Origin of the sequence: Streptomyces sp. NPDC052225, from assembly GCF_040679615.1 — a bacterium.
Taxonomy (GTDB): Bacteria; Actinomycetota; Actinomycetes; order Streptomycetales; family Streptomycetaceae; genus Streptomyces.
Genome location: NZ_JBFAVD010000001.1, coordinates 193,441 through 217,365 on the forward strand (window position 1 = coordinate 193,441; position 23,925 = coordinate 217,365).

Annotated in this window: 23 protein-coding genes; 16 read left to right on the forward strand and 7 right to left on the reverse strand. The window is 73.5% G+C overall.

What is annotated here, in order from left to right; genetic code table 11:
- The first annotated feature begins 5 nt into the window (after positions 1–5).
- The 3 genes from AB0L37_RS00945 to cobJ all read left to right on the forward strand — a co-directional run bounded on the left by AB0L37_RS00945 (position 6) and on the right by cobJ (position 3,474).
- Positions 6–1,193, forward strand: a complete 1,188-nt coding sequence (locus AB0L37_RS00945; protein ID WP_365497997.1) for a cobalamin biosynthesis protein CobG — start codon at positions 6–8, stop codon at positions 1,191–1,193.
- Positions 1,194–1,267: 74 nt separating this feature from the next.
- Entirely contained in the window at positions 1,268–1,924 is a 657-nt protein-coding gene (locus tag AB0L37_RS00950) for a precorrin-8X methylmutase (RefSeq protein WP_365498004.1), read from the forward strand.
- The gene (gene cobJ, locus AB0L37_RS00955; RefSeq protein ID WP_365498007.1) at positions 1,921–3,474 is read left to right on the forward strand and encodes a precorrin-3B C(17)-methyltransferase; all 1,554 of its coding nucleotides are present in this window, start codon (positions 1,921–1,923) and stop codon (positions 3,472–3,474) included. The genes AB0L37_RS00950 and cobJ overlap by 4 nt, the downstream gene beginning before the upstream one ends.
- Here cobJ and AB0L37_RS00960 read toward each other — a convergent pair.
- Positions 3,454–4,170, reverse strand: coding sequence for a cobalt-precorrin-6A reductase (locus AB0L37_RS00960; protein WP_365498010.1), 717 nt, complete (start codon positions 4,168–4,170; stop codon positions 3,454–3,456). The two genes, cobJ and AB0L37_RS00960, sit on opposite strands and share 21 nt — an antisense overlap.
- An 89-nt stretch (positions 4,171–4,259) precedes the next feature.
- Here AB0L37_RS00960 and AB0L37_RS00965 point away from each other — a divergent pair, with 89 nt between their 5' ends.
- Entirely contained in the window at positions 4,260–5,387 is a 1,128-nt protein-coding gene (locus AB0L37_RS00965) for a cobalt-precorrin-5B (C(1))-methyltransferase (protein WP_365498013.1), read from the forward strand.
- A gap of 407 nt (positions 5,388–5,794) precedes the next feature.
- On the opposite strand, the gene cobM is transcribed toward AB0L37_RS00965, so the two are convergent.
- Both cobM and cbiE read right to left on the reverse strand, forming a co-directional pair.
- Positions 5,795–6,547 carry a precorrin-4 C(11)-methyltransferase gene (gene cobM, locus AB0L37_RS00970; protein WP_365498016.1) on the reverse strand — a complete coding sequence of 251 codons (753 nt, stop codon included), beginning with the start codon at positions 6,545–6,547 and terminating at the stop codon, positions 5,795–5,797.
- Between the two features lie 6 nt (positions 6,548–6,553).
- Entirely contained in the window at positions 6,554–7,813 is a 1,260-nt protein-coding gene (gene cbiE / locus AB0L37_RS00975) for a precorrin-6y C5,15-methyltransferase (decarboxylating) subunit CbiE (RefSeq protein ID WP_365498019.1), read from the reverse strand.
- A gap of 229 nt (positions 7,814–8,042) precedes the next feature.
- On the opposite strand from cbiE, the gene AB0L37_RS00980 reads away from it, so the two are divergent.
- Complete coding sequence (locus tag AB0L37_RS00980; RefSeq protein ID WP_365498022.1) at positions 8,043–9,830, forward strand: DUF6049 family protein; 1,788 nt, start codon at positions 8,043–8,045, stop codon at positions 9,828–9,830.
- Positions 9,831–9,848: 18 nt separating this feature from the next.
- Here AB0L37_RS00980 and AB0L37_RS00985 read toward each other — a convergent pair whose 3' ends face one another.
- Together AB0L37_RS00985 and AB0L37_RS00990 are read right to left on the reverse strand one after the other, a co-directional pair.
- Positions 9,849–10,811, reverse strand: a complete 963-nt coding sequence (locus tag AB0L37_RS00985; RefSeq protein ID WP_365498025.1) for a S8 family peptidase — start codon at positions 10,809–10,811, stop codon at positions 9,849–9,851.
- Between the two features lie 55 nt (positions 10,812–10,866).
- A complete protein-coding gene (locus AB0L37_RS00990) occupies positions 10,867–11,796 on the reverse strand; it encodes a LysR family transcriptional regulator (protein ID WP_365498028.1) in 930 nt (309 codons plus the stop codon).
- Positions 11,797–11,879: 83 nt separating this feature from the next.
- On the opposite strand from AB0L37_RS00990, the gene AB0L37_RS00995 reads away from it, so the two are divergent.
- The 6 genes from AB0L37_RS00995 to AB0L37_RS01020 all read left to right on the forward strand — a co-directional run bounded on the left by AB0L37_RS00995 (position 11,880) and on the right by AB0L37_RS01020 (position 18,670).
- Complete coding sequence (locus tag AB0L37_RS00995; RefSeq protein ID WP_365498031.1) at positions 11,880–13,130, forward strand: MFS transporter; 1,251 nt, start codon at positions 11,880–11,882, stop codon at positions 13,128–13,130.
- Between the two features lie 49 nt (positions 13,131–13,179).
- A complete protein-coding gene (locus AB0L37_RS01000; protein ID WP_365498034.1) occupies positions 13,180–13,980 on the forward strand; it encodes a DUF4389 domain-containing protein in 801 nt (266 codons plus the stop codon).
- A 238-nt stretch (positions 13,981–14,218) separates the two neighbouring features.
- A complete protein-coding gene (locus AB0L37_RS01005) occupies positions 14,219–15,052 on the forward strand; it encodes a ParA family protein (RefSeq protein ID WP_365498037.1) in 834 nt (277 codons plus the stop codon).
- Positions 15,052–15,855: a ParB/RepB/Spo0J family partition protein gene (locus AB0L37_RS01010; protein ID WP_365498040.1), complete on the forward strand. Its 804-nt coding sequence runs from the start codon at positions 15,052–15,054 to the stop codon at positions 15,853–15,855. Before AB0L37_RS01005 ends, AB0L37_RS01010 begins: the two co-directional genes overlap by 1 nt.
- Before the next feature lie 17 nt (positions 15,856–15,872).
- Positions 15,873–17,243, forward strand: a complete 1,371-nt coding sequence (locus AB0L37_RS01015) for a helix-turn-helix domain-containing protein (RefSeq protein ID WP_365498043.1) — start codon at positions 15,873–15,875, stop codon at positions 17,241–17,243.
- 119 nt (positions 17,244–17,362) lie between these two features.
- A complete protein-coding gene (locus AB0L37_RS01020; protein WP_365498046.1) occupies positions 17,363–18,670 on the forward strand; it encodes a PP2C family protein-serine/threonine phosphatase in 1,308 nt (435 codons plus the stop codon).
- Here the strand turns inward: AB0L37_RS01020 and AB0L37_RS01025 are convergent.
- Positions 18,598–19,233: an NAD(P)-dependent oxidoreductase gene (locus AB0L37_RS01025; RefSeq protein WP_365498049.1), complete on the reverse strand. Its 636-nt coding sequence runs from the start codon at positions 19,231–19,233 to the stop codon at positions 18,598–18,600. The two genes, AB0L37_RS01020 and AB0L37_RS01025, sit on opposite strands and share 73 nt — an antisense overlap.
- A gap of 112 nt (positions 19,234–19,345) precedes the next feature.
- On the opposite strand from AB0L37_RS01025, the gene AB0L37_RS01030 reads away from it, so the two are divergent.
- The gene (locus tag AB0L37_RS01030) at positions 19,346–19,762 is read left to right on the forward strand and encodes a hypothetical protein (RefSeq protein ID WP_365498052.1); all 417 of its coding nucleotides are present in this window, start codon (positions 19,346–19,348) and stop codon (positions 19,760–19,762) included.
- A 17-nt stretch (positions 19,763–19,779) separates the two neighbouring features.
- Here AB0L37_RS01030 and AB0L37_RS01035 read toward each other — a convergent pair whose 3' ends face one another.
- Positions 19,780–20,238, reverse strand: coding sequence for an SH3 domain-containing protein (locus AB0L37_RS01035; protein ID WP_365498055.1), 459 nt, complete (start codon positions 20,236–20,238; stop codon positions 19,780–19,782).
- A 131-nt stretch (positions 20,239–20,369) separates the two neighbouring features.
- Here AB0L37_RS01035 and AB0L37_RS01040 point away from each other — a divergent pair, with 131 nt between their 5' ends.
- The 4 genes from AB0L37_RS01040 to AB0L37_RS01055 all read left to right on the forward strand — a co-directional run bounded on the left by AB0L37_RS01040 (position 20,370) and on the right by AB0L37_RS01055 (position 23,759).
- Positions 20,370–21,362 carry an ATP-binding cassette domain-containing protein gene (locus AB0L37_RS01040; RefSeq protein ID WP_365498058.1) on the forward strand — a complete coding sequence of 331 codons (993 nt, stop codon included), beginning with the start codon at positions 20,370–20,372 and terminating at the stop codon, positions 21,360–21,362.
- Positions 21,359–22,210, forward strand: coding sequence for an ABC transporter permease (locus AB0L37_RS01045; protein WP_365498061.1), 852 nt, complete (start codon positions 21,359–21,361; stop codon positions 22,208–22,210). Before AB0L37_RS01040 ends, AB0L37_RS01045 begins: the two co-directional genes overlap by 4 nt.
- An 89-nt stretch (positions 22,211–22,299) precedes the next feature.
- The gene (locus tag AB0L37_RS01050; protein ID WP_365498064.1) at positions 22,300–23,223 is read left to right on the forward strand and encodes a hypothetical protein; all 924 of its coding nucleotides are present in this window, start codon (positions 22,300–22,302) and stop codon (positions 23,221–23,223) included.
- A 32-nt stretch (positions 23,224–23,255) separates the two neighbouring features.
- Positions 23,256–23,759 (forward strand): hypothetical protein, encoded by a 504-nt coding sequence (locus tag AB0L37_RS01055; RefSeq protein ID WP_365498067.1) that lies wholly within the window; start codon positions 23,256–23,258, stop codon positions 23,757–23,759.
- Positions 23,760–23,925: the final 166 nt, after the last annotated feature.

Genomic DNA, 23,925 nt, shown 5'->3' on the forward strand with positions numbered 1-23,925 from the left:
CCGGCATGTCCCCCGCCCCCATATCCACCCAATCCCCAGGTCCGGCCGCCTCCGGCGACGCCTGCCCCGGTGCGCTGCGGCTGCACGCCGCCGACGACGGGGGGCTTGCCCGGATCCGGGTTCCCGGCGGGGTGCTTCCGGTGGGGCGGGCGCGGGCCCTCGGGGACGCGGCCCGGCGGTTCGGGGACGGCGTGGTGCGGATCACGTCGCGCGGGAACGTGGAGGTCCGCGGCCTCGACCCCGCGTGCGGCGGCGAGTTCGCGACCGCGCTCCAGGAGGCGGGACTCCTCCCCTCGGCCGCGCACGAACGCGTCCGCAACATCCTCGCGTCGCCGCTGTCCGGCCTCGACGACCAGGGCTTCGTCGACGTACGCGACTGGCTCCTCGGCCTCGACGACCTGCTCTGCGCGAGCACGCGCACGCCGGCCCTCAGCGGCAAGTTCCTCTTCGCGCTCGACGACGGCCGGGGCGATGTCGCACCCCTCGGCGCCGACGTCCTGCTGCGCGGCGAACCCGACGGCTCGGCCGTCCTGCGGCTCGGCGCCGAACCGTACGAACTGCGGATCGCGTACGAGGAGGCCGCGCGGGCCGCGGTCTGCGCGGCGGAGGAGTTCGTCGCGGCGGCGAAGGACGACACCGGCCGGGGCTGGCGCGTGGCCGAACTCGCCTTGCGCGCGGGCGAGTTGACGCGCCGGGTGGGCGAGCGCCTCGGCACCGCCCCCGAACCCGTCCGCGAACGCACCACCGCCGGCCCCACCCCGCTCGGCACCGTCACCGATGCCCGCGGCACCGTGCGCGCCCGGTCCGTCCTCGTCCCCTTCGGCGCGGTCACCGCCGACGCGTGGACGGCCCTGCTCGACGCGGCCGGCCCGGAGATCCGCCTCACCCCGTGGCGCGGCGTCGTCCTGCCCGGCGCGCACCGCCCCGAGAACGCGGACCTCGTCACCGAACCCGGCTCCCCGTGGACGCGGGTGAGCGCCTGCGTCGGCAGCCCGGGGTGCGCGAAGTCCCGTACGGACGTACGCGCCGACGCCGCCGAAACCGTCCGCTCCGGCGACCTCGCGGCGGCCGGACACCCCTGGCACTGGTCGGGCTGCGAACGCCGCTGCGGCCGCCCGAAAGGCCCGCACACCGACGTGGTGGCGCGGGAGGACGGAACGTACGACGTGACGCCGCCGGGCACCACCGACTGACGTGCACACCTGAGCCGTTGAGCCATACCGAACCCCCCGCCAACCCTCGTCATCCCTTGAGAGAGCCGATCCCCGTGTATGAATACGAGAAGGACGGCGCGGCGATCTACCGCGAGTCCTTTGCCACCATCCGCGCCGAGGCGGCGGACGGCCTCGCCGCTCTGCCCGCCGACGTCGCGCAGGTCGCGGTCCGCATGATCCACGCCTGCGGCCAGGTGGATCTCGTCCAGGACATCGGCTACTCGACCGGCGTCGTGGCGCAGGCCCGCGCCGCCCTCCGCGCCGGGGCCCCCATCCTCTGCGACGCGCACATGGTCGCGAGCGGCGTCACCCGCAAGCGCCTGCCCGCCGACAACGACGTCGTCTGCACCCTTCGCGACGCCGAAGTGGCGTCCCTCGCAGCCGAGTTGGGGACGACGCGCAGCGCGGCGGCTCTCGAACTCTGGCGCGACCGCGGTCTCCTCGAAGGCTCCGTCGTCGCCATCGGCAACGCCCCCACCGCCCTCTTCCACCTCCTGGAGATGATCGCGAAGGGCGCCCCGCGCCCGGCGGCGGTCCTCGGCATCCCCGTCGGCTTCGTCGGCGCCGCCGAGTCCAAGGACGCCCTCGCGGCGAACGACCTGGGCCTGGAGTACCTCGTCGTACGGGGCAGGCGCGGCGGAAGCGCCATCACGGCCGCCGCCCTCAACGCGATGGCCACCGAGGCCGAGATCATGGAGGACCGCGCATGAGCGGCAAGCTGTACGGGGTCGGACTCGGCCCGGGCGACCCGGAGTTGATGACGGTGGCGGCCGTGAAGGCCATCGCCGGGGCGGACGTGATCGCGTACCACTGCGCGCGCCACGGCCGTTCCATCGCCCGCTCGATCGCCGCGGAGCACATCCGCGAGGACCAGATCGAGGAGCGGCTCATGTACCCGCTCACCGTCGAGACGACGGACCACCCCGGCGGCTACCGGGGCGCGCTCGACGACTTCTACGCCGAGGCCGCGGCGACGCTCGCCACGCACCTCGACGCGGGCCGCACGGTCGCCATCCTCGCCGAGGGCGACCCGCTCTTCTACGGCTCGTACCAGCACATGCACAAGCGCCTCGCCGACCGCTACGACACGACGGTCATCCCGGGCGTGACGTCCATCAGCGCGGCGGCGGCCCGCCTCGGCGAACCGCTCTGCGAGGACAAGGAGACGCTGACGATCATCCCGGGCACGCTGCCCGAGGACGAGCTGACGGCGCGGATCGCGGCGGCGGACTCGGCGGTCGTCATGAAGATGGGCCGTACGTTCCCCAAGGTGCGTGCGGCGCTGGAGAGTTCGGGTCGCCTGGAAGACGCCCGGTACGTGGAACGAGCCTTCATGGACGGCGAGCGCACGGGCGCGCTGGCGGACATCGACCCGTCCTCCGTCCCGTACTTCTCGGTGGCGGTGCTGCCGTCCCGTATCGACGCGACGCCGGCGGAGTCACCCGGCCGGGGTGAGGTCGTGGTGGTCGGCACCGGCCCGGCGGGCGCGCCCTGGCTGACACCGGAGTCGCGCGGCGCTCTCGCGAACGCCGACGACCTGGTCGGCTACACGACCTACCTGGACCGGGTCCCGTCCCGCCCGTGGCAGCGGCGGCACGGCTCGGACAACAAGGTCGAGTCGGAGCGCGCCGAGTTCGCCCTCGACCTGGCACGGCGCGGGCACCGCGTCGCGGTGGTCTCGGGCGGCGACCCGGGCGTCTTCGCGATGGCGACGGCGGTCCTCGAAGTGGCCTCCGAGGACCGCTACACGGACATCCCCGTACGGGTCCTGCCGGGCGTGACCGCGGCCAACGCGGCGGCGGCGAAGGCGGGCGCCCCGCTCGGCCACGACTACGCGACGATCTCCCTCTCCGACCGCCTCAAGCCGTGGGAGGTCATCGCGGAACGCCTGCGGACGGCGGCCGCCGCCGACCTGGTCCTGGCGCTCTACAACCCCGGCTCACGCAGCCGCACCTGGCAGGTCGGCAAGGCGCGCGAACTGCTGCTCGAACTCCGCCTCCCGGACACCCCGGTCGTCCTGGCCCGCGACGTCGGCGGCCCCGAGGAATCCATCCGCGTCGTCGAACTGGCCGACCTCGACCCGGCCGTCGTCGACATGCGGACGCTCCTGATCGTGGGGTCGTCACAGACGCAGGCGGTGGTGCGGGGCGACGGACGAACGGTGACATGGACCCCACGCCGCTACCCGGAGCCCGCTTCAAGCCCCTCCGGCGCACATTCAAGCCCCTCCGGCGCACATTCAAGCCCCTCCGGCGATTGAGGAGCGGGGTCCGGGGCAGAGCCCCGCGGCCTCCAGCCAGGTGACCGCCGCCTCCACGGTGGCGGCCACCGGCACCCCCTCCGGCACGGCAGGCCTCCGCACCACAACCACCGGAACCCCCGCCTCCCGCGCAGCAACAAGCTTCGGCGCGGTGGCGGCACCCCCACTGTCCTTCGTCACCACCACATCGATCCGATACCGCGCAAGAATCTCCCGCTCCCCCTCCAACGTGAACGGCCCCCGATCGAGAAGCACCTCCATACGCGGCGGAAACGGCGGCTCCGGCGCGTCCACGGACCGTACGAGGAAGAACGCGTCGTCGACCCCGGCGAACGCGGCGAGCCCCATCCGCCCGGTCGTCAGGAACACCCGCCCGGCCCCGGCCACGGCCCGCGCCGCCTCCCCCAGCGTCGCGACCTCCCGCCAGTCGTCACCCTCCCCCGGCACCCAGCCGGGCCGGCGCAGCGCGAGCAGGGGAACATGGGCGGTGGCGGCGGCCCGCGCCGCGTTGAAACTGATCGTCTCCGCGAAGGGATGGGTGGCATCGATGACCGCGTCCACGGCGTGCTCGCGCACCCAGGCCGCCATCCCGTCGGCCCCGCCGAACCCGCCGATCCGCACGTCACCGGGCGGCAGCCGCGGCGCCGCCACCCGGCCCGCGAGCGAACTGGTCACCCGGACGCGCGGATGCAGCACTTCGGCAAGACGACGGGCCTCGGTGGTCCCCCCGAGAACGAGAACATGCGGTACGGGCGTGACAGGCGGTACGGGCAACGGTGAACTCCATGACTGAACCGGCAGGCGGCGGAGGCGGCGGTCGCGACGCCCAACTCAAACACACGGGCCTGCGCCCCGGCTGGACGACCGGTGCCTGCGCGACAGCGGCGACGACGGCCGCGTACACGGCGCTCCTGACCGGCGACTTCCCGGACCCGGTGACGATCACGCTGCCGAAGGGCCAGACCCCGTCGTTCGCGCTGGCGGTCGAGTCACGGGACGGCGACTCGGCGACGGCCGGGGTGGTCAAGGACGCGGGCGACGACCCGGACGTCACGCACGGCGCCCTCGTACGCTCCACGGTCCGCGCGCTGCCCCCCGGCTCCGGGGTGGTCTTCCGGGCGGGCCCCGGCGTGGGCACGATCACCCGCCCCGGCCTGCCGCTGCCCGTCGGCGAACCGGCGATCAACCCGGTCCCGCGCGAAATGATCCGCACGCACATCGCGGAGCTCGCGACGGCGCACGGCGCCCCCGGGGACGTAGAGGTCACGATCTCCATCGACCACGGCGAGGAGATCGCCCGCTCCACCTGGAACCCCCGCCTGGGCATCCTCGGCGGCCTCTCCGTCCTCGGCACGACGGGCATCGTCGTCCCCTACTCCTGCTCGGCGTGGATCGACTCGATCCGCAGGGGCGTGGACGTGGCCCGAGCGGCAGGCCGCACGCACGTAGCAGGCTGCACGGGCTCGACGTCCGAGAAGACAGTCATCCGCGAACACGCCCTCCCCGAGGACGCGTTGCTCGACATGGGCGACTTCGCGGGCGCCGTCCTCAAGTACATCCGCCGCCACCCGGTCGACCGCCTCACGATCTGCGGCGGCTTCGCCAAACTCTCCAAACTGGCGGCCGGCCACCTGGACCTCCACTCGGGCCGCTCCCAGGTGGACAAAGAGTTCCTGGCGACCCTGGCCCGCCGCGGCGGCGCATCCGACTCTCTGGCAGCCGAGGTCGAGACGGCCAACACAGGCCTGGCAGCACTCCAGTTGTGCACGGCGGCAGGCGTCCCCCTGGGCGACCTGGTGGCCGTAGAGGCCCGCGACCAGGCCCTCCAGGTCCTGCGCGGGGCACCGGTGGCCGTGGACGTGATCTGCATCGACCGGGCGGGGAACGTGGTGGGGCGCAGCGCGGTCCGCTGACCCGCGGCTTTCCGGACGACCGGCCCGGGCGCCTCAGCCGGCGCAGGGACTGCCACCGAGCCAGGTCGTGCCGTCACGTGCCGTACGTCGGGCAGCCGCCAGTCCGGCCAGATCTCCACCGGCCAGACGGCCGGTTCCTGTTCGGGCGTGACGGCGGCCAGTACGGCGTCGGCCCGCGCGACGGGCCGTCCGGCCACGTCGGGCTCGCCCGCGACCACCCCGGCGAACATGAGCCCGCTGTCCGTCCAAGGCGCCTTTCAGCGCTGCGCGTTCCACATCCGCCACCTCCGAGCCGGACGCTGCATCGGGGGTCCGACAGCGAACGGTGGCGTTCGTCCCGTGGGTCAGGGAGGACCCGGAGGGCAACGGGTTCTGCGTCCTGCGAAGCGAGCCGGAACGGGCCGTTGTCAGCAGCCCACGTGCCGTTCCCGCTCCGTCGAGTACAGGTGGCTGTCCCTGAACTGGGATGCGGCCAGGGTGCGGCCCACCAGGATGACCGCCGTGCGGAGCACGCCCGCCGACTTCACCTGGTCCGCGATGTCGGCGAGCGTGCCGCGCAGGACGAGTTCGTCGGGGCGGCTGGCGTAGGCGACGACGGCTGCGGGGCAGTCCGCGCCGTAGTGGGGGGTGAGTTCCGCGACGATGCGGTCGACGTAGCGGGCGCCGAGGTGCAGGACCAGGAGGGCGCCGGACGCGCCCAGCGTCGCGAGGTCCTCGCCGGGGGGCATCGGCGTCGCCTGTTGTGCGATACGGGTCAGGATGACGGTCTGGCCGACCGTGGGGACCGTCAGTTCGCGCTTGAGGGCCGCTGCCGCCGCCGCGAACGCCGGGACGCCCGGGACGACCTCGTACGGGATGCCGTGCGCGTCGAGGCGGCGCATCTGTTCCGCCACCGCCGAGAAGACCGACGGGTCGCCGGAGTGGAGCCGGGCCACGTCCAGGCCCGCCTCGTGCGCCGCGAGGAGCTCCGCCTCGATGGCGTCCAGGTCCAGGTCCGCCGTGTCGACGAGCTTCGCGTCCGGCGGGCACTCGGCGAGGAGTTCGCGGGGGACGAGTGAACCCGCGTACAGGCACACCTGGCACGAGGCGAGGGTGCGTGCGCCGCGCACCGTGATCAGGTCGGCGGCTCCGGGGCCCGCTCCGATGAAGTGGACGGTCATGACTTATCAACCTCGGTTTTCGAGAGGGGCTTCGTTACGGGGCTTCGTCACGGACCATTGCGTTACCGGCATCGCCTGCCGCCACCCCGTGAAGCCGCCGACCGGCACGGCGTGCGCGACGGAGAGTTTCGTCAGGTCGCCGCCGTGGCGGCGGTACCACGTCGTGAGCAGCGCCTCGGATTCGAGCGTGACGGTGTTGGCGACCAGGCGGCCGCCCGGTTCCAGTGCGTTCCAGCAGGTGTCCAAGAGGCCCGGTGCCGTGAGGCCGCCGCCTATGAACACCGCGTCTGGAGAGGGGAGTTGGGCCAAGGCTGCGGGAGCCGCTCCCGTCACCACCGTCAGGCCGGGCACTCCCAGGCGCGCCGCGTTGCGCTCGATGCGCGCCGCCCGCTCCGCGTCCCGTTCCACCGCGTACGCCCGGCAGGTCGGGTGCGTGCGCATCCACTCCACGCCGATCGAGCCCGAGCCGCCGCCGACGTCCCACAGGAGTTCGCCGGGGGCGGGCGCGAGCGCGGCCAGGGTCGCGGCGCGGATGTGGCGTTTGGTGAGCTGGCCGTCGTGCTCGTACGCGGCGTCGGGCAGGCCGGGGACCGCGCCGAGGCGCAGGGCGTCCGCGTCCCGTACGCAAATGATCGCGACGACGTTCAGGGGGTCGCCGGGGCCGGTCCTCCAGTCGCGCGCCACATCCTCGTACGAGGACTCGGTCTCCGCGCCCAGTTGTTCCAGGACCGTCATGCGGCTGGGTCCGAAGCCGCGTTCGGTGAGGAGTGCCGCGACCTCGGCGGGGGTGTCCGCGCCCGCCGACAGGACGAGGATCCGGCGGCCGTCGTGCAGCGCGGCGGCGAGCCGCTCGACGGGACGGCCGACCGCCGTGACGACCTCGGTGTCCTCCACGGGCCAGCCGAGGCGGGCGCAGGCGTAGGAGACGGAGGAGGGGTGCGGCAGGACGTGGACCGCCGCCGCGCCCAGCGTCTCGGTGAGGGTGCGGCCGATCCCGTAGAACATCGGGTCACCGCTGGCCAGGACCGCGATCCGGCGTCCCGCGTGTTCGGCGACGAGGCCGGGGACCGCGGGGCGGAGGGGGGACGGCCACGGGACGCGGTCGGCCGCGCAGTCCGCGGGCAGCAGGGCCAGCTGGCGCGGGCCGCCGAGGACGACGTCCGCCGCGAGCAGTGCCGTACGGGAGGAGTCGGGGAGCCCCGGCCAGCCGTCCGCGCCGATCCCGACGACGGTCACGGGGTTCTCGGGCGCGTTCACGGGAGTCACTGCCTGGTACCTCGTACGTGGTGCGTCGTGCTCGGGAGGATGACGTGAAGTCAACGGAGCCGCACTCTATCGGGCGACATCCGCGCCCCCGCTGACGCCCCTTGAGCGCCGGTAGCGACGCGCCGCCCGGCCGTCCGGTCCCCTCGGCGGCCGCCTCCACGGTGTTACCTCAAAGGCGGGGTGGCACCGAGGCGGGTGACACCGAGCGGAGCGGAAGGTACGGGACGACATGACGGGATACGGGGCGGCGCGGGCCTGGGTCGTGTCCGCCGTGGTGCTGGGGGCGTCGGCGCTGCCGGGGGCGGCGCGGGCCGCGGACGGGGACACCGTGCACGCGGCCGTCGTGTGGCCGGTGACGGCGACCCCGCATCTGACGGCGGCGGCGCTCGGCTCCGGCTCGGGGGCGCAGGCGGTCCTCGACGACGACGCGCTCGCCGATCTGTTCGCGGCGGGCGGGCGGCTGCGCGAGGTCGTGGACGCGGGCAGGGACCGCGAGGTCAGCTGGGTCGTCGACCCGGATCTGGTGATCGCCGCGCAGGCCATGGCGAACGGCTACCGGGTGGCCGGCAGCGACGGTTCCAGCAACCCGCAGGACAGCACCCAGGGCACCGGGCAGAACGCGGCGAAGTCGTGGCTGGCCGCTCTGAAGGACGCCGTCAAGGGCCGTGACGTATGGCTGCTGCCGTACGCGGACGCGGACATCGCCTCGCTCGCCCACCACCCCTCCGCCGACACCGACGATCTGACGGAGGTCGTCGCGGGGCTCGCGGACGGGGCGAAGGAGCGGGTCGACCGGATCCTCGGCACCGGCACCCGGGCCGGCCTCGGCTGGCCCGCCGACGGGGCGCTCGACTCCCAAGTGACCTCGCTGGGCATGAAGTTGGGGATGACGCGGGTGCTCGCGTCGGGCTCCGGGCTCACCCCGGACGGCGCCGACCCGGTGACGCTGGGCAGCGACGACGCGCCCCTGACGGCGTTGCCCTACGACGCGAACCTGACGACGGCGCTGGCCCGGATCACGGACCCGGCGGACCCGGCGGGCACGGAGGACCCGGACGAGAGCGCCTCGCCCTCGGGTTCGGCCTCCGCGTCCCCGTCCCCGTCCCCCAGCGGCTCCGGCACCGCCGACAGCGACGACACCCCCGACCCCGCCACCGTCACCCGGCTCGCCACCCTCCTCAAGGGCGACACCCGCCCCGTCCTCGTACCGCCCCGCGACCTGTCCGGCACCGCGGCGAACGCGCTCGGCGCCGCCCTCGACTCGGGCACCGAGGAGGGCTGGCTCGACCTCCAGGGCATCAGGACCTCCGACAACGACCCGGTGGCCGGTCGGGCCGGCGCGAGTGCGGCCCATCCGGCGCGGCTGCGGTCCACCGAGCTGACGTCGGCCCAGCTCACGGACGTGGCCGGCAGTCTCGACGGGCTCGCGACGCTCTCGAAGGTGCTCGCCGACCCGAAGGCGACCACGGCGTCCGTGCACGCGGCGATGGCCCGCGCCCTCTCCACGGCCTGGCGGGCCGAGGAAGACGCCGCTCAGGAGTCGTTCCAGCAGCGCACGACCGACTTCCTGTCCACGTCCATGGCGTCGCTGCGGCTCGTCCCGAAGACCACCGTCACCCTGACCTCGGGCGACGCGACGATCCCGGTGACCGTCGACAACGGCCTCCAGCAGCCGGTCGCGGGACTCGAACTGCGGGTCACCTCCAGCGACTCGGAGCGCCTGGAGGTCAACGACCCGAAGCTCGCCGTGGAGGCCGCGGGCTCCGCGAGCCACACCGCCCCCATCCGCGTCACCGCGCGGGCCAACGGCAAGGCGACGCTGACGGCGCAGCTCTACACGACGAGCGACGGGAAGCCGTGGGGCGACCCGATGACGTTCGACGTCGACGTCACGTCGGTGTCGTCCGGGGCGATCGCGGTGGTGGCGGCCGGGGTCGTGCTGATCGTGCTGGCGGCGGCGTTCCGGATGCGGCGCGTGCGCCGGCGGCGGCCCCCGCAGCAGCCTCCGCAGGAGTGAGCCCGGTCCTCCCGCGCCTCAGTCCTTGTCGTCCGCCTTCTTCACCGCCGCCTGCGCGTCCACGATGCCCAGGCCCAGCTTGGGCAGGTTCTTCGGGTTGGTGGCCGTCTCGCGGATCGTCGACATGATGTCGTCCGGCTTCAGGCCCTCGTCGTGCAGGAGCGCGGCGAGCGCGGACACGTAGGGCGCGGCCATCGACGTGCCGGACAGCTCCCCGTACCCGGAGGTGTCCGTCAGCGTCTCCTTCGTCCGGTACGTGGGCAGCGTGGACAGGATCTTGTCGCCGGGGGCCGAGACGGCCTGCTCCGCGCCGAAGTTGGAGTAGTTCGCCGCGACGCCCGCCTCGGTGCTCGCGCCGACCACCAGGACCGGGGTCTCCACCTTGTACGGCTGGGTGTCGGCGCCGTCGTTGCCGGCCGCGGCGACGACGACCGCGCCCTTGTCGTGGGCGTGCTGGATGGCCCGGTTGAGGATGCCCCCCTGGAGCAGCTTGGTCATCAACTGGCCCTCGCCGAGGGAGAGGTTGATGACGTCGGCGCCGTGGTCGGCGGCCCAGACGATGCCCTTGGTGATGTTGCCGTTGGAGCCCGAGCCGTCGGCGCCGAGGACCCGCACCGGCATGATCTTCGCGTCGGGGGCGCCGCCCGCGATGCCGATGCCGTTGTCGGTGTGGGCGGCGGCGATGCCGGAGACGTGCGTGCCGTGGCCGTTGAGGTCCTTGGGCTCGTCGTCGTTGTCGACGAAGTCGTAGCCGTCGACCAGGCGGCCCTTGAGGTCCGGGTGGTCGAGGTCGGCACCGGTGTCGACGACCGCGATGACCGTGTCCTCGCCCTTGGACGTGTCCCACGCGTCCGGCAGCTTGATCGCGTCCAGCGCCCATTGGTCGTCCCGCATGGGGTCGGGCTTGCTGTCGTCCCCGCAGGCGGTGGCGAGGAGGAGGGTGGCGAGGGTCGCGGCGACGAGCGGTGTACGGATGCGCATGGTTCGAGCGTGCGGGCGGGAGCGGCGTCACGCATGTGGGGGCGGGCCTTGCGGGCTACGACCAGTCGGGCGTCCAGTGCTCCCCGGGGCGCGGGGCGGCGTAGGCGCGTACCAGGTGGTCGCGCAGCGCCGTCAGGCCCGGGTGCGGGTTGTCGTCGCGCCACAGCAGGGAGTGCGGGTACACCGGCGTCGGGGAGTGGACGGGGATCGTGCGCAGGTCCAGGCCCGCCGGGTACGCGAGCGGGGTGCGCGGGCCCATGAACGTGGCCGCCGTCGCCGATCCCGACACCGTCTGCAACAGGTAGTCCGCGCCGAACGACGGCCCCGAGGTGTCGATGTCGAGGCGGAACTCCCGCGCCAACTCGGCGTAGTACGCGGCCCATTCGCTGCCCTCGGCGAGACCCGGCATGAGGATGCGGTGCCCGGCGAGCTCCGCCGGGGTGACCTGCTCCGCGCCGGCCAGGGGATGCGCGGCCCCGGTGACGAGGAGCATCGGCTCGTCGTAGACGCGGGTGCTGCGCACGCCGGGCGGCAGCCGGTCCGCGGGCATCCGCTGGGCCCAGAACCCGGCGTCGACGCCGCCCTCCCGTACGGCGGCGAGCACGGCCCGCCCGTCGCTCTTGGTCGCCACCACGTCGAGCGGGATCTCCGGCCGCTCCCGGTGGAAGTCCTGGACGAGGCCCGCGACGCTCACCCGGGTGCCCATCACGTCCACGCGCAGGGGCCGCCGGCCGGGGCGCACGGACGCGGCGGCCTTGTCGACGGCCTTCAGTACCGTCCTGGCGTGCGGCAGGAACGCCCGCCCGTCGAGCGTGAGCCTGGCGCCGCGCGGGGTCCGGGTGAAAAGGCGTACCCCGAGCTGCCGCTCCAGGGCGGCGATCCGCTTGGAGGCGGCCTGCTGGCTCACGCCGAGTTCCTGTGCGGCGATCTGGATCTGCCCCTGGTCGGCGACGGCGACGAAGGTGCGTACGGCCTCGACATCCACCTCGCCATACAACCACGGGTTGTACGGGGAGGGCGCGTCGGTTGTTTGATCCGGCCCCGACCCGACCGGTTGGATCGCAGGTCATGAGGGGTGCGAGAGACAACAGGCTGGGGCGGGACTTCGGGTGGCTGTGGGGCGCGTACGCGGCGAGCGCCGCCGGGTCCGCGCTGGCGCTCGGCGCGTTCCAGCTGATCGCGGTGATCGCGCTCGACAGCTCGCCCGCGCAGGTGTCGTTCCTCGCGGCGGCCGGGCTCGCGGTGGGCGCGGTGGCGGCGGTGCCGCTCGGGCCGTGGGTGGAGTTCCGGCACAAGCGGCCGGTGATGATCGGGGCGGATCTGGCGCGGTGCGCGGCGCTGCTCAGCCTCCCGGCCGCGTACGCGCTCGACGCGCTCACCTTCACTCAGCTCGTGCTCGTCTCGGTGGTGGTCGCGGGCGCCGACATCGTCTTCAAGGCGGCGAGCGGCGCGCATCTGAAGGGGCTCGTCCCCGCGGACCGGCTGATGACCGCCAACTCCCGCTTCGAGAGCACCATGTGGACGGCCACCGCGCTCGGCCCGCCGCTCGGCGGCGCGGCGATCGGCGTCTTCGGACCGCTGACGACGGTCGTCGCGGACGCGGTCAGTTATCTGCTTTCCGCGGTCGGCGTCCGCGCCATTCGTACGCCCGAGCCGCAGCCGCCCCGGCGGGCGCGGACCGGGGTCGGCCTCGCGGGCATCGCCGAGGGCTGGCGCCGCATCTGGGGCGATCCGCGGCTGCGCGGGCTCTTCCTCAACACGGTGCTGTTCAACAGCCTCGTGATGGCGGGCGCGCCGCTGCTCACCGTGCTGCTCGTCGGCGACCTCGGGTTCGCGCCGTGGCAGTACGGGCTCGCCTTCGGCGGCATCCCCTGCCTGGGCGGCCTGGTCGGCGCCCGTCTGTCCCGGCCGCTGGCCGCGCGCTTCGGCGAGCGGCGCCTGATCGTGGCGTCCGGTGCGGCACGCGCCGTCTGGCCGGTCGGCCTCGCCTTCATCGGGCCCGGCACGGCGGGGCTCACGCTCGCCGTGCTCGTCGAGTTCGGGCTCGTGACCTGCTGCGGGCTGTTCAACCCGGTCTTCGCGACGTACCGGCTGCGCCGCACCGAGCCGGAGCGGGTGGCCCGGATGCTGTCGGCGTGGTCGGTCACGAACAGCGCGGTGACCGCCTTGATGACGGCGCTGTGGGGCGCGGTCGGTGTGCTCATCGGTACGCGCGAGGCGATCGGCGCGGCGGGGCTGCTGCTCCTGGCGACACCGCTGCTGCTCCTTCCGCTGCGCCGCCCGGCCCCGCTGCCCGTGCCCCAACTCCCCGCCACCTGAACGGTCCCCAGCGGATGCCCGGCGCCGTCCCCCTGTGCAGAGTGACGGCATGGCCGCCCCCTCCCCCCACTACGGCGCCGTCCCCCTGGTTCCCGGCGCCGAACCGCTGCCCGAGCTCGATGTCCCGCCGCCCGGACGGCAGAGCCGGCTCACGGTGCTGCCCCGGCTGCTCCTGCTGCTTCCGCACGCCGTGATCCTCGCGCTGCTGTCCGCCGCGATGCTCTTCGTGACGGCGGCCGCCTGGTGCACGACGCTGCTGTTCGGCCGGGTCCCCGATCCGCTGGAGCGGCTGCTCGCCGAGTACCTCGGATACGAGACACGGGTCAACGCCGCGGCGATGCTCCTGACCGACCGCTACCCGCCGTTCCAGCTGACGGCGGTGCCCGGCTACCCGGCGCAGGTGCGGCTCCGCTCCACCGCGCAGAACCGGCTCGCCGTCCTGTTCCGGCTGCCGCTCGCGCTGCCCGCCCTGATCCTCGGCGCGCTCGCCCTCGCCGGCTGGTGGGCGGTCGCGGTCGTGTCGTGGCTGGTCGTGCTCGTCCTCGGCCGGATGCCGCAGCCCCTGTTCGAGGCGACGGCGGCGGTCCTGCGCTACCGGATGCGGGTCGCGGCGTACGTGCTGCTCCTGACGTCCTCGTACCCCAAGCGCCTCTTCGGCGACCAGGCCGCCCCGGACGCGGTCCTCGGCACCGTGAGCGGCTCCTCCGCGACCCGGCCGCTGTTCGTCGGGGGCAGCGGGAAGATCCTGGTCGGCGCGTTCCTCGTGCTCGGCCTCGTGGGGTGGGCGGGGAGCGCGATGCGCGACGACGGCGGCGCCCCCGTCAACTCGGCTTTCTGGTCCACGCGTTGACCTGATACGGGCTTCTCGGACGGGGAGCGTGTCCAGCCCCGCCCGCTCTCCCACCATCGGGCTGCGCGAGCGCTTCGTCCCGCCGGACATCTGGGGAGTCTCCCCGGCCACGTAGGAGCGATGACGGCGTGTACACCCCGCTCCGCCCCGGCCGCGCTGCCACAGTGACCACGAACACACGCCCCAAATAACCCCTTTACCCCTGTCAGGGTGTCAAAGGTCCTATCAGGGAGCATTCGTGGCACACGTACACGTGATCCTCAATCAGAAGGGCGGCGTGGGAAAGTCCACGCTCGCCGTGAACCTCGCCGCCGTCACCGCGGACGTCCTCGGCGGTCCCGCCCCGGACGGACAGCCGCCCGTCGTCGCCGTCTCCATCGACCCGCAGGGCTCCGCCGTGTGGTGGTCCGAGCGGGTCGGCGACGGCCTGCCGTTCGACTTCGTGCAGGCCCACGACGACCTCGCGGGCCTCGCCGCGCTGTCCCGCATCCCGTCCGCGCAGCACGTCTTCGTCGACACCCCGGGCTGGCTCGACCTCGCCGAGGACGACGGCGCCGACCCGCTCGGCAAGGGCGCGGCGGCCGACGCCCTGCGCGCGGTCCTGTCCAACGCCACCGACGTCATCGTCCCCGTCGAGCCCGAGCCGCTCGGCTTCCAGCCGACGCAGCGCACGGTCGAGCGGGTCGTGAAGCCGCGCGGACTGCCCTTCCGCGTCGTCATCAACAACTGGGACCCGCGCGACGGCAAGGCCGACCTGGAGCAGACCCGGGCGTTCGTCGAGGGCCAGGGCTGGCCCCTCGCGCGCACCGTCGTACGTCACTACAAGCTCCACACCCGGGCCAGCGCCGACGGCCTCGTCGTCACCCAGTACGGCGCCAACAAGGTCGCCCTCCAGGCCCGCGAGGACTTCTTCCGGCTCGCCCTGGAGGTCGGGCTCGCGGCGATCCCGAAGCCCGCGCGCAAGCCCCGTACGGCCAAGAAGACAGAGGCCACGAAGGCAGCGGTCAAGAAGACAGAGGCCAAGAAGTCCTCAGGGAGCAAGTCCTCCGGGAGCAGGAAGGTGACCGTCTGATGGGCCGCCGTACCGATCTGTCCTCTCTCCTGTCGTCCCCCGAGGAGACCGCGCCCGCCCCGCGCAAGGCGCGCGACAGCGCACCGCTGACCGTCCCCGTCGGGGACCTCACCGAGAACCCCGACAACCCGCGCCATGAACTGCGCGACCTCGACGGGCTCGCCGAGACGGTCCGGGAGCGCGGGGTGCTCCAGGCCCTCGGGGTCGTCCCCGCCGCCGTGTTCCTCGCCGCGTACCCGCACCACGAGAAGGCCGTCGGCAAGGCCCCGTACGTGGTGCTGCACGGCCACCGGCGGCTCGCCGCCGCGAGGATGGCGGGCCTGGACGAGGTGCCGGTGCTCGTGCGGCAGGACGCGACGCGCTCCGACGAGGACGCGCTCATCGAGAACGTCCAGCGCGACGACCTCACCGAACTGGAGCAGGCCCAGGCCATCCAGGGCCTCATCACCGCGCACGGCTACTCGCAGCGGCAGGTCGCGGCCCGGATCGGCAAGACCCAGGGGTTCGTCTCGCAGCGCCTGTCCCTGATGAAGCTCCGCGACGACCTCCAGGAGGCGCTCGCCGACGGCCGTGTCTCCGTCGAGGACGCCCGGCGCATCGCCCGCCTGCCCCAGGAGGAGCAGGCGCTCCCCGGCGAGCAGGGCGCCGCGACGGTCCCCTCCGCCCGCAAGGAGAAGCGCGGCCGTGATTACGGCGTAATCAGGATCGACAGCCGGGGCACCCCCGAGGACGTGGTCGAGGCCCTGCGCCGCCACCTCGCCCCCGCGGCCCTCGACCGCGTCGTGGAACTGCTCAGCCGGTAGTCGCTTACCGTGGCCCCGTGCTCGAAGTGTCGTCCGTGTCCGTGACCCCGCCGCCCGCCGAGGCCGTCGCCCCGCTGATGCGCGGCCTCGACGTCCTGCGGCGCCTCACGGACGCGGAGGGCACCCTCGCCCTCGCCGAGCTCGCCCGCGCCACCGGCCTGGCCCGTTCCACGGTCGACCGGATCTGCGCGACGCTGGCCCACCTCGGGTACGTACGCCTCGACGGGCGCGACGCGTCCCTCGCCCCGCCGCTGATGGCCGTCGCCAACGCCTGCCTGGACGCGCTGCGGATCCCCGGGCCGCTCGGCCCGCTCGCCGACCGGCTCGCGGACGAACTCGACGAGTCGGTGTCGATCGCCGTCCCCGACGGGCCCGACATCCGGTTCGTGCACCAGGTGCTGCGCCGCCGCGCCCTGTCCATCAGCTTCCGCGTGGGCGATCTGCTGCCGGGCGAGCGGTCCGCGCCGGGCCTGGTCTTCGGGCGCGGGGTCCCGTGGGCGGTCGACGACCAGCTGGTGGAGCGCGGGCTGATCGCGGTCGCGGCGCCGGTGCACGGGCCCGACGGCGCCGTGGTCTGCGCCGTGAGCGTCGTCAGCCACACCAGCCGGCACACCGCGCAAGGGCTCGGCGAGACGGTGCGCGGACCGCTGGAGGCATGCGTACGCGAGATGGAGCGGGTCCTGGCCCGTCCCGGACCCGCCGCCGGGACGACGGAGACCGGCACCGCTCCCCCGGAAGACGCGCCCGTCGTCTCGCTCGCCCGCGGCCTGACCGTCCTCACCGCGTTCGACGCCGCCCACCCGGCGCTGCCCCTGAGCCGCATCGCCGACGCCACGGGCCTGCCCCGCGCGACGGCCCGCCGCGCCCTGCTCACGTACGAGCACCTCGGCTACGTGACCCGCGGGGACGCCCTGTACCGGCTCACCCCGCACGTCCTCGGCCTGGGCTGCGCCCCCTTGTCCCGTACGACACTGCCGCGCATCGCCGCGCCCCACCTCACCGCACTGTCCGGGCTGCTCGGGGAGTCGGTCGGTCTGTCCGTGCGCGAGGGGGACGCCGTCCGGTGCACCGCGCGGGTCGCTCCGCGCCGGGTGATGAGCGTCGACATCGGTGTCGGGTCCCGGCTGCCCGCCGCGCGCACGGCCGCCGGGCACGTGCTGCGGGACGGGGGAGCCGAGGCCGTCGTCGACGGGCCCGAGGCCGGGCTGCGGTCCATGGCCGTGCCGCTGCGCGACCGGGCCGGACGGGTCGTCTCCGCCCTCGACGTGACCGCCCACCAGGGGCGCGGCGAGGACGGCGCGTGGCGGGAGGCGCTGCGGGCGGCCGGGGCGCGGATCGAGGCCGAGCTGCACGTGACGTCACGGTTCGTGAGCGTGCCGGCGCACTGATCCACCCGGAGAACCGTTGAACTTCGTACGACTGAGACGCGTATCTCACCCGGGTCGGCGCGGGCACGGACCTTAGGCCCTACTCCGGGACGCCGAATGCCCCGCACTCTGCTTATGTCATGCCTTTTCGCAGCTCCAGCAGCTACTACCAGCCGACGCCCCGTGACGGGCGGCAGAGCGCCGCGCGTCCCACGGGCGGCTGGCCTGCCGTCGGTCTGATCGTCGCTTTCATGGTCGTCGGCGTCGTCTCCCTCGACCTCGCGACGCCGCAGGACTTCCGGGCCCGCGCCCTGCTCGGTCTCGTACCGATCGTCGTGGGGATGCTCGCGCCCGTCGTCGCGACGGCGACGATCACCGGTCTGCTCCTGGCCACGTACATCGGCCTGACCGCCTGGCAGCCCACCCCCTCGGGCGGGATCGCCGTGCTCGGCCCGCTGATGATCGGAACCGGCGGTCTGCTCGGCGTCCTCATCTCGCGCCGCAGGGAGGAACAGCACAACAGGCTGCGCATCGTCACCGACATCGCCGAGGCCACCCAGCGCGCGGTGATGCGGGTCCTTCCCGAGCGCATCGAGAACGTGCACATCGCCGACTTCTACCAGCCCGCCGCCCGTTCGGCGCGGGTCGGCGGCGACTGGTACGACTTCCAGCCCTCGCCGCACGGACTGCGCGCCGTCCTCGGCGACGTCAGCGGCAAGGGTCTTGCCGCGGTCTCGGCGTCGTCGGCGCTGCTCGCCGCGTTCCGGGAGGCCGCCTACCACGAGGCGCCGCTGCCGGAGGTGGCCCGCCGCCTGGAGATCGCCATGCAGCGCTACAACGCGTGGACCCGGATGACCCAGGACAGCGACCGCACCGACGCCTTCTCCACGGCGCTGCTGCTCCACTTCCCGACGGACCCGGCCGCCGAGTACGTCGACATCGTCGACTTCGGGCACGAGCCGCCGCTCGTCATCTCCCCCGACGGCCTGGTGCACACGCCCGACCTGTCGGCCGGGCTGCCGCTCGGCATGGGGCCCCTCGGCGTCGACGCGCCCGCGGCGACACGGCTCGCACTGCGGCCCGGCGACACACTGGTGCTCTTCACCGACGGCGTCACCGAGTGCCGGGACGCGGACGGCGTGTTCTACCCCGTACGGGAACGGATGGCGCGCCTGGTCACGGCGGACACGGCGCAGGCGCCGCCCGGCGAACTCCTCCGGCTGCTCGCCGAGGACCTGCACGCGCACCGGCACGGGCCGCCCGCCGACGACGCGGCGATCACCGTGATCCGCCGGACGCAGACGCCCACGAAAGCGTTCGTGGGCACCGAGGACGCGGCGCTGTACGAGGGGCCGCGCGACGTGCCGGCGCAGGCTCAGTACGCGACCGACATGCGCCCTCTGGAGTGGGCGTCCCGCTCGATCTCGTCGACGAAGGCGACCGCGTAGTCCTCGGCGCTGATCCGGCTGTTGCCGTCCGCGTCCGTCATGAGGCGGTCGCCGCCGATGCGGAAGTCGCCGGTGCGCGCGCCCGGCGCGATCTCGGCCGCCGGGGAGATGTACGTCCAGTCCAGGTCGTCGACCGTGCGCAGATACGCGAGCACGTCGCGGTGCGCGAGCGCCTCGCCGAGATAGGCGTCCGGGAAGCCGGGCTGGTCGGCGAGGGCCTGTCCGGGGGCGACCTCCAGGCTGCCCGCGCCGCCCACGACGACCAGCCGGGACACCGCCGACCTGCGCACCCCGTCGACCAGGATCTCGTTGAGCGCGAGGAACGGGGCCTGCGGGTCCGAGCCGTCGCGCGGCGGGGCGACGGCCGAGCCCACGGCGTCGTGCCCGGTGACCAGTTCCGCGACCTTCAGCGGGTCGTTGATCTCCGCGGTGACGGGCGTGGCGCCCGGCGCGGGCACGGCCCCGGAGCGGCTGACGGCGGTGACCTGGTGGCCACGGGCCAGGGCCTCGGCGGCGATACGGCTGCCGACCATGCCGGTGGCGCCGAAGAGCAGGATGTTCATGGCCTCAGCGAAACACGCGGGCCCACACCCCGCATGTTGCGGAACACGCGCCGTGAGCGGTCAATGGAAGACGGGGCGGGGGCATCGAGGGGGGTCGGAGAAAGGAGCCGTCATGGCTCAGCACGCGGCACCCGCACACCGCCGCCGCACCGGCGGCGCGGCCCTCTCACCGACCGGCGCGGCCGTCGTCCTGCCGGCCTTGACCGGCATCGCGTACGGCTTCTGGGCGGCGACCGTGCAGCGCTACGGCGGTGAGATCACCGGCGGCAACATCGCCCTCGGCCTCGTCACCGGCATCCTCGTCGCGGCGCTCTGCTTCGGCATCCACCACTGGTCGAAGCAGCGGGCGGGGCGGCACTTCCTCGCGCGGGCCGGGACGTGGGCGGCCTTCGCGGGCATCGCCGTCGGCTTCCTGCACAGCCTCGCCGACGGCGCGATCCTGTGGTCCGTGGTGCTCGGCGGGGTCGTCGCGGCGTCCTCGTTCGTGGCCGTCTACTACCGCTACTACTCGGCGAGCGAGTACGTGTAGCCCGCGTACGTACGGCTCTAGTACGTGACCCCGAACTCCACCCGGTAGTCCGAGCGGAACCACCAGCCGCTCGGGCTGCCCGGCTGCCGGTCGGGCGGGCACGGCACGGACGAGCCGTCGCAGCTCGGCACGGAGCGACCGCCGGTGTCCACGTAGGCGGCGCTGGCCCAGCCGTGCGCGCCCGTGAACCAGTACCAGGTCGGGTTCCCGTTGACGTACGAGCCGCCGGTCGCGCACTCGATACGGTCCACGCTGCCCGGCGCCATCCGGTAGACGACGGAGTCCGAAGTGCTGGGCCCCGAGCGGAGGTTGAGGTCGCCGCGGGAGACGACCGTCCCCCAGACGACGTCCCCGCCGCCGCTGTTCGCACTCGCGGGCGCGGCGGCCGCCACGGCGAGCACACCGCCCGTGAGGAGAGTCGCCGCGGCAACGGCCACCGGGGCCTTGCGGCTGGTGAATCGGCTGGTCCGGCGCATGATCGGCCTCCTAGCTCCCTCATCCAGGAAACACCCGTTCGGCCCAGTGCTCCACCCGAGGGCCCGGGCGCCGATGAGTTCTCCGTACGCCACCGGTCTGCATCTGTGACGTACCGAGAGGGGCACCGACCATGAGCGACACGGGAAACCACGGCCTGGCCATCGAGACAGCGGGGCTCGTCAAGACCTTCGGCGACAACCGCGCCGTCGACGGGGTGGACCTGACCGTCCCGGCCGGCACGGTCTACGGCGTGCTCGGGCCGAACGGCGCGGGCAAGACCACCACCGTCAAGATGCTCGCGACCCTGCTGCGGCCCGACGCGGGCGAGGCGCACGTCTTCGGGCGCGACGTGGTGCGCGAGGCCGACGCGGTCCGCTCGCGCGTCAGCCTCACCGGGCAGTACGCGTCCGTGGACGAGGACCTGACCGGCCACGAGAACCTGGTGCTGCTCGCCCGGCTCACCGGCCACGGCAAGAAGCCCGCGGCGGCCCGCGCCGACCAACTCCTCGCCGCCTTCGGCCTGTCGGAGGCGGCGGGGCGTCAGGTGAAGAACTACTCGGGCGGCATGCGGCGCCGTATCGACATCGCCGCGTCCATCCTCAACACCCCGGACCTGCTCTTCCTCGACGAGCCGACCACCGGCCTCGACCCGCGCAGCCGCAACCAGGTGTGGGAGATCGTCCGCGCCGTCGTCGCGCAGGGCACCACGGTGCTGCTCACCACCCAATACCTGGACGAGGCCGATCAGTTGGCGGGCCGGATCGCCGTCATCGACAAGGGCCGGGTCATCGCCGAGGGCACCAAGGGCGAGCTGAAGGCGTCGGTCGGCGCCGGCGCCATCCACGTACGGCTGCGTGAAGCGCACCGGCGCCCGGACGCGGAGCGGCTGTTGACGACCGTGCTCGACGCACAGGTGCAGCTGGAGCCCGATCCGGTGGCGCTGACCGCGCGCGTCGCCGCCAGTGACCGGGGCGCCGCCGAGCAGGCCTCGCGGGCCCTGGCCGAACTGGCCGCCGCCGGGATCACCGTCGACAACTTCTCCCTGGGCCAGCCCAGCCTCGACGAGGTGTTCCTGGCCCTCACCGACAAGCCCGCCCAGTCCTTCGAGGAGGCGACGGCATGAGCACCGCGACCACCCCCACCGACGCGCAGGAGCTCACGCCGGTCAGCACCGAGTCGCTGGCCGAGCTGCTCGTCGCCACCGAGCGGCCGCCGCGGCCCGGCGCCGTGTCCACGTCGCTCACGTTCGGCTGGCGCGCGGTGCTGCGCATCAAGCACGTGCCGGAGCAGCTCTTCGACGTCACGGCGTTCCCGATCATGATGGTGCTGATGTACACGTACCTGTTCGGGGGCGCGCTCGCCGGCTCCCCGAGCCGCTACATCCAGTACCTGCTGCCCGGCATCCTCGTGATGTCCGTCGTGATGATCACGATGTACACCGGTGTCTCGGTCAACACGGACATCGAGAAGGGCGTCTTCGACCGCTTCCGTACGCTGCCGATCTGGCGCCCGGCGGTCATGGTCGGCTATCTCCTCGGCGACGCCCTGCGGTACACGATCGCGTCCGTCGTGATGCTCGCCGTCGGCCTGATCATGGGCTTCCGGCCGGACGGCGGCGTGCCCGGCGTCGTCGCAGGGGTGGCCCTGCTGCTCGTCTTCGCGTTCGCGTTCTCGTGGATCTGGACGATGTTCGGGCTGCTGCTGCGCACCGAGAAGTCCGTGATGGGCGTCAGCATGATGGTGATCTTCCCGCTGACGTTCCTCAGCGACATCTTCGTCAAGCCCGAGACGATGCCGGGCTGGCTCCAGGCCTTCGTCAACAACAACCCGGTGACCCATGTCGCGTCCGCCGTGCGCGGCCTGATGGAGGGCGACTGGCCGGTCGGCGAGGTGCTGTGGTCGCTCGGCTGGGCGGCGGTCCTCGTCGCCGTGTTCGGGCCGGTGACGATGCGTCTGTACAACCGCAAGTGACGTCTCCTCAGGACCGTACGTAGTCCGTACGTAGGCCGTATGCAGGCTCCCCGGTCGCGCGGCGCGCGGCCGGGGCCTTGCCTGGAACGGTGATCCGAAGAACCGCCGCCGCCGTCCTGCTCGTCGTCGCCTGTCTGCTCGTCCCCCTCGGCACGCTCTCCACCTGGGCGAAGTACGAGATCGGGAACAGCGACCGGTACGTCGACACGATGGCGCCGCTCGCCACGGAACCGGCCGTGCAGAACGCCGTCGCGGACGCGGTGACCACCGGGATCATGGAGCAGATCCAGGTCGGCCCGCTCCAGTCGACCGTGGAGCAGTACCTGCACGACGCGGTCGTCTCGTTCACGGGCACCGCCGCCTTCAAGAAGGCCTGGGACACCGCGAACCGGGCCGCCCACGACGCCGTGCAACAGGCCCTGGACGACGGCAGCACCGGCGACGTGACGCTCGACCTGGCGCCCGTGACCGAGCAGGTCAAACGGCAGCTGGAGTCCGACAACGTGCCGTTCGCCGCGCAGATCCCCGTCTCCCACACGGAGATCACGATCCTGTCCGCCGGCGACCTCGACCAGCTGCGCAAGGGGTTCCACATGCTTCAGGTCGCGGGCCTCTGGCTGCCGCTCGCCGCCCTCGTGTTCACGGTCGCGGGCCTGCTGCTCGCCGTGCGCCGGGGCCGCGCGCTCGGGGCGACCGGGCTCGGCATGGCGCTCGGCGCCGCGGCGCTCCTGATCGCCCTCACCATCGCCCGCTCCCTGACCCTCGGCGACCTCGCGAACGACGCCGACAAGGCGGCGGCCGGCGCGGTGTACGACGCGCTGACCTCGTCGATGCGGACGGTGTCGTGGGTGATCGTGGGGCTCGGCCTGATCGTGGCGGCGGGGGCGTGGCTGAACGGGCGGTACGGGTTCGCGGACCGGCTCTCGGGACGCGCCGGATCTGCCGCCGGGCAGCCACCCGTTCAGCCGCGCACCGAATGCCGCGAGGCGGCGCCCGGACGAGCATTCCCCTGACGCGACCGTAGTGACGCAGGGAGGCACCCACCATGAGCGAGACCCCGACCGCCCCGCCCGGAACGCCGAACACCCCGCCGCCTCCGCCCCGCGAGCCCGACCCCTTCCGCGGCGACGGCAGCGGCAACGCGTGGGCCGAGGGCGGCACCGTGTTCGCCGGTGTCCTGATGATGGTCACCGGCGTCGTCGGTGTCCTCAACGGCATCGCGGGCATCGCCAAGGACGACGTGTACGGCCGGATCGGCAACTACGTCTACGCCTTCGACCTCACCACATGGGGCTGGATCCACCTGGTCATCGGCGTCCTCGTGGCGCTGACCGGCTGGGGCATCCTCAAGGGCTCGGACTGGGCGCGCGGCGCGGGCATCGGCCTGGCGGCGCTGACCATCGTCGAGTACTTCATGTTCCTGCCGTACGCGCCCGTCTGGTCGGTCATCGCGATCGGCCTGGCCGTCTTCGTCATCTGGGCCCTGGTGACGCAGCCGGGCTCGCCGACGAAGCCCACCCCGCCCAGGACGAAGGCCAAGGCGGTCTGACGGCAACCGTCTGGTCCCGCACCCCGTCTTTCCGGGAGGATTCCCGGAAAGACGGGACCCACCGGAACAACCCACCACGGGAGGCCGGGCCTTGGACCAGGGGCACATCACCGACGAGGCGCCCGGCGCCGTGCGGGACGAACCGCATGGCGCCGGGCGCCGTCGC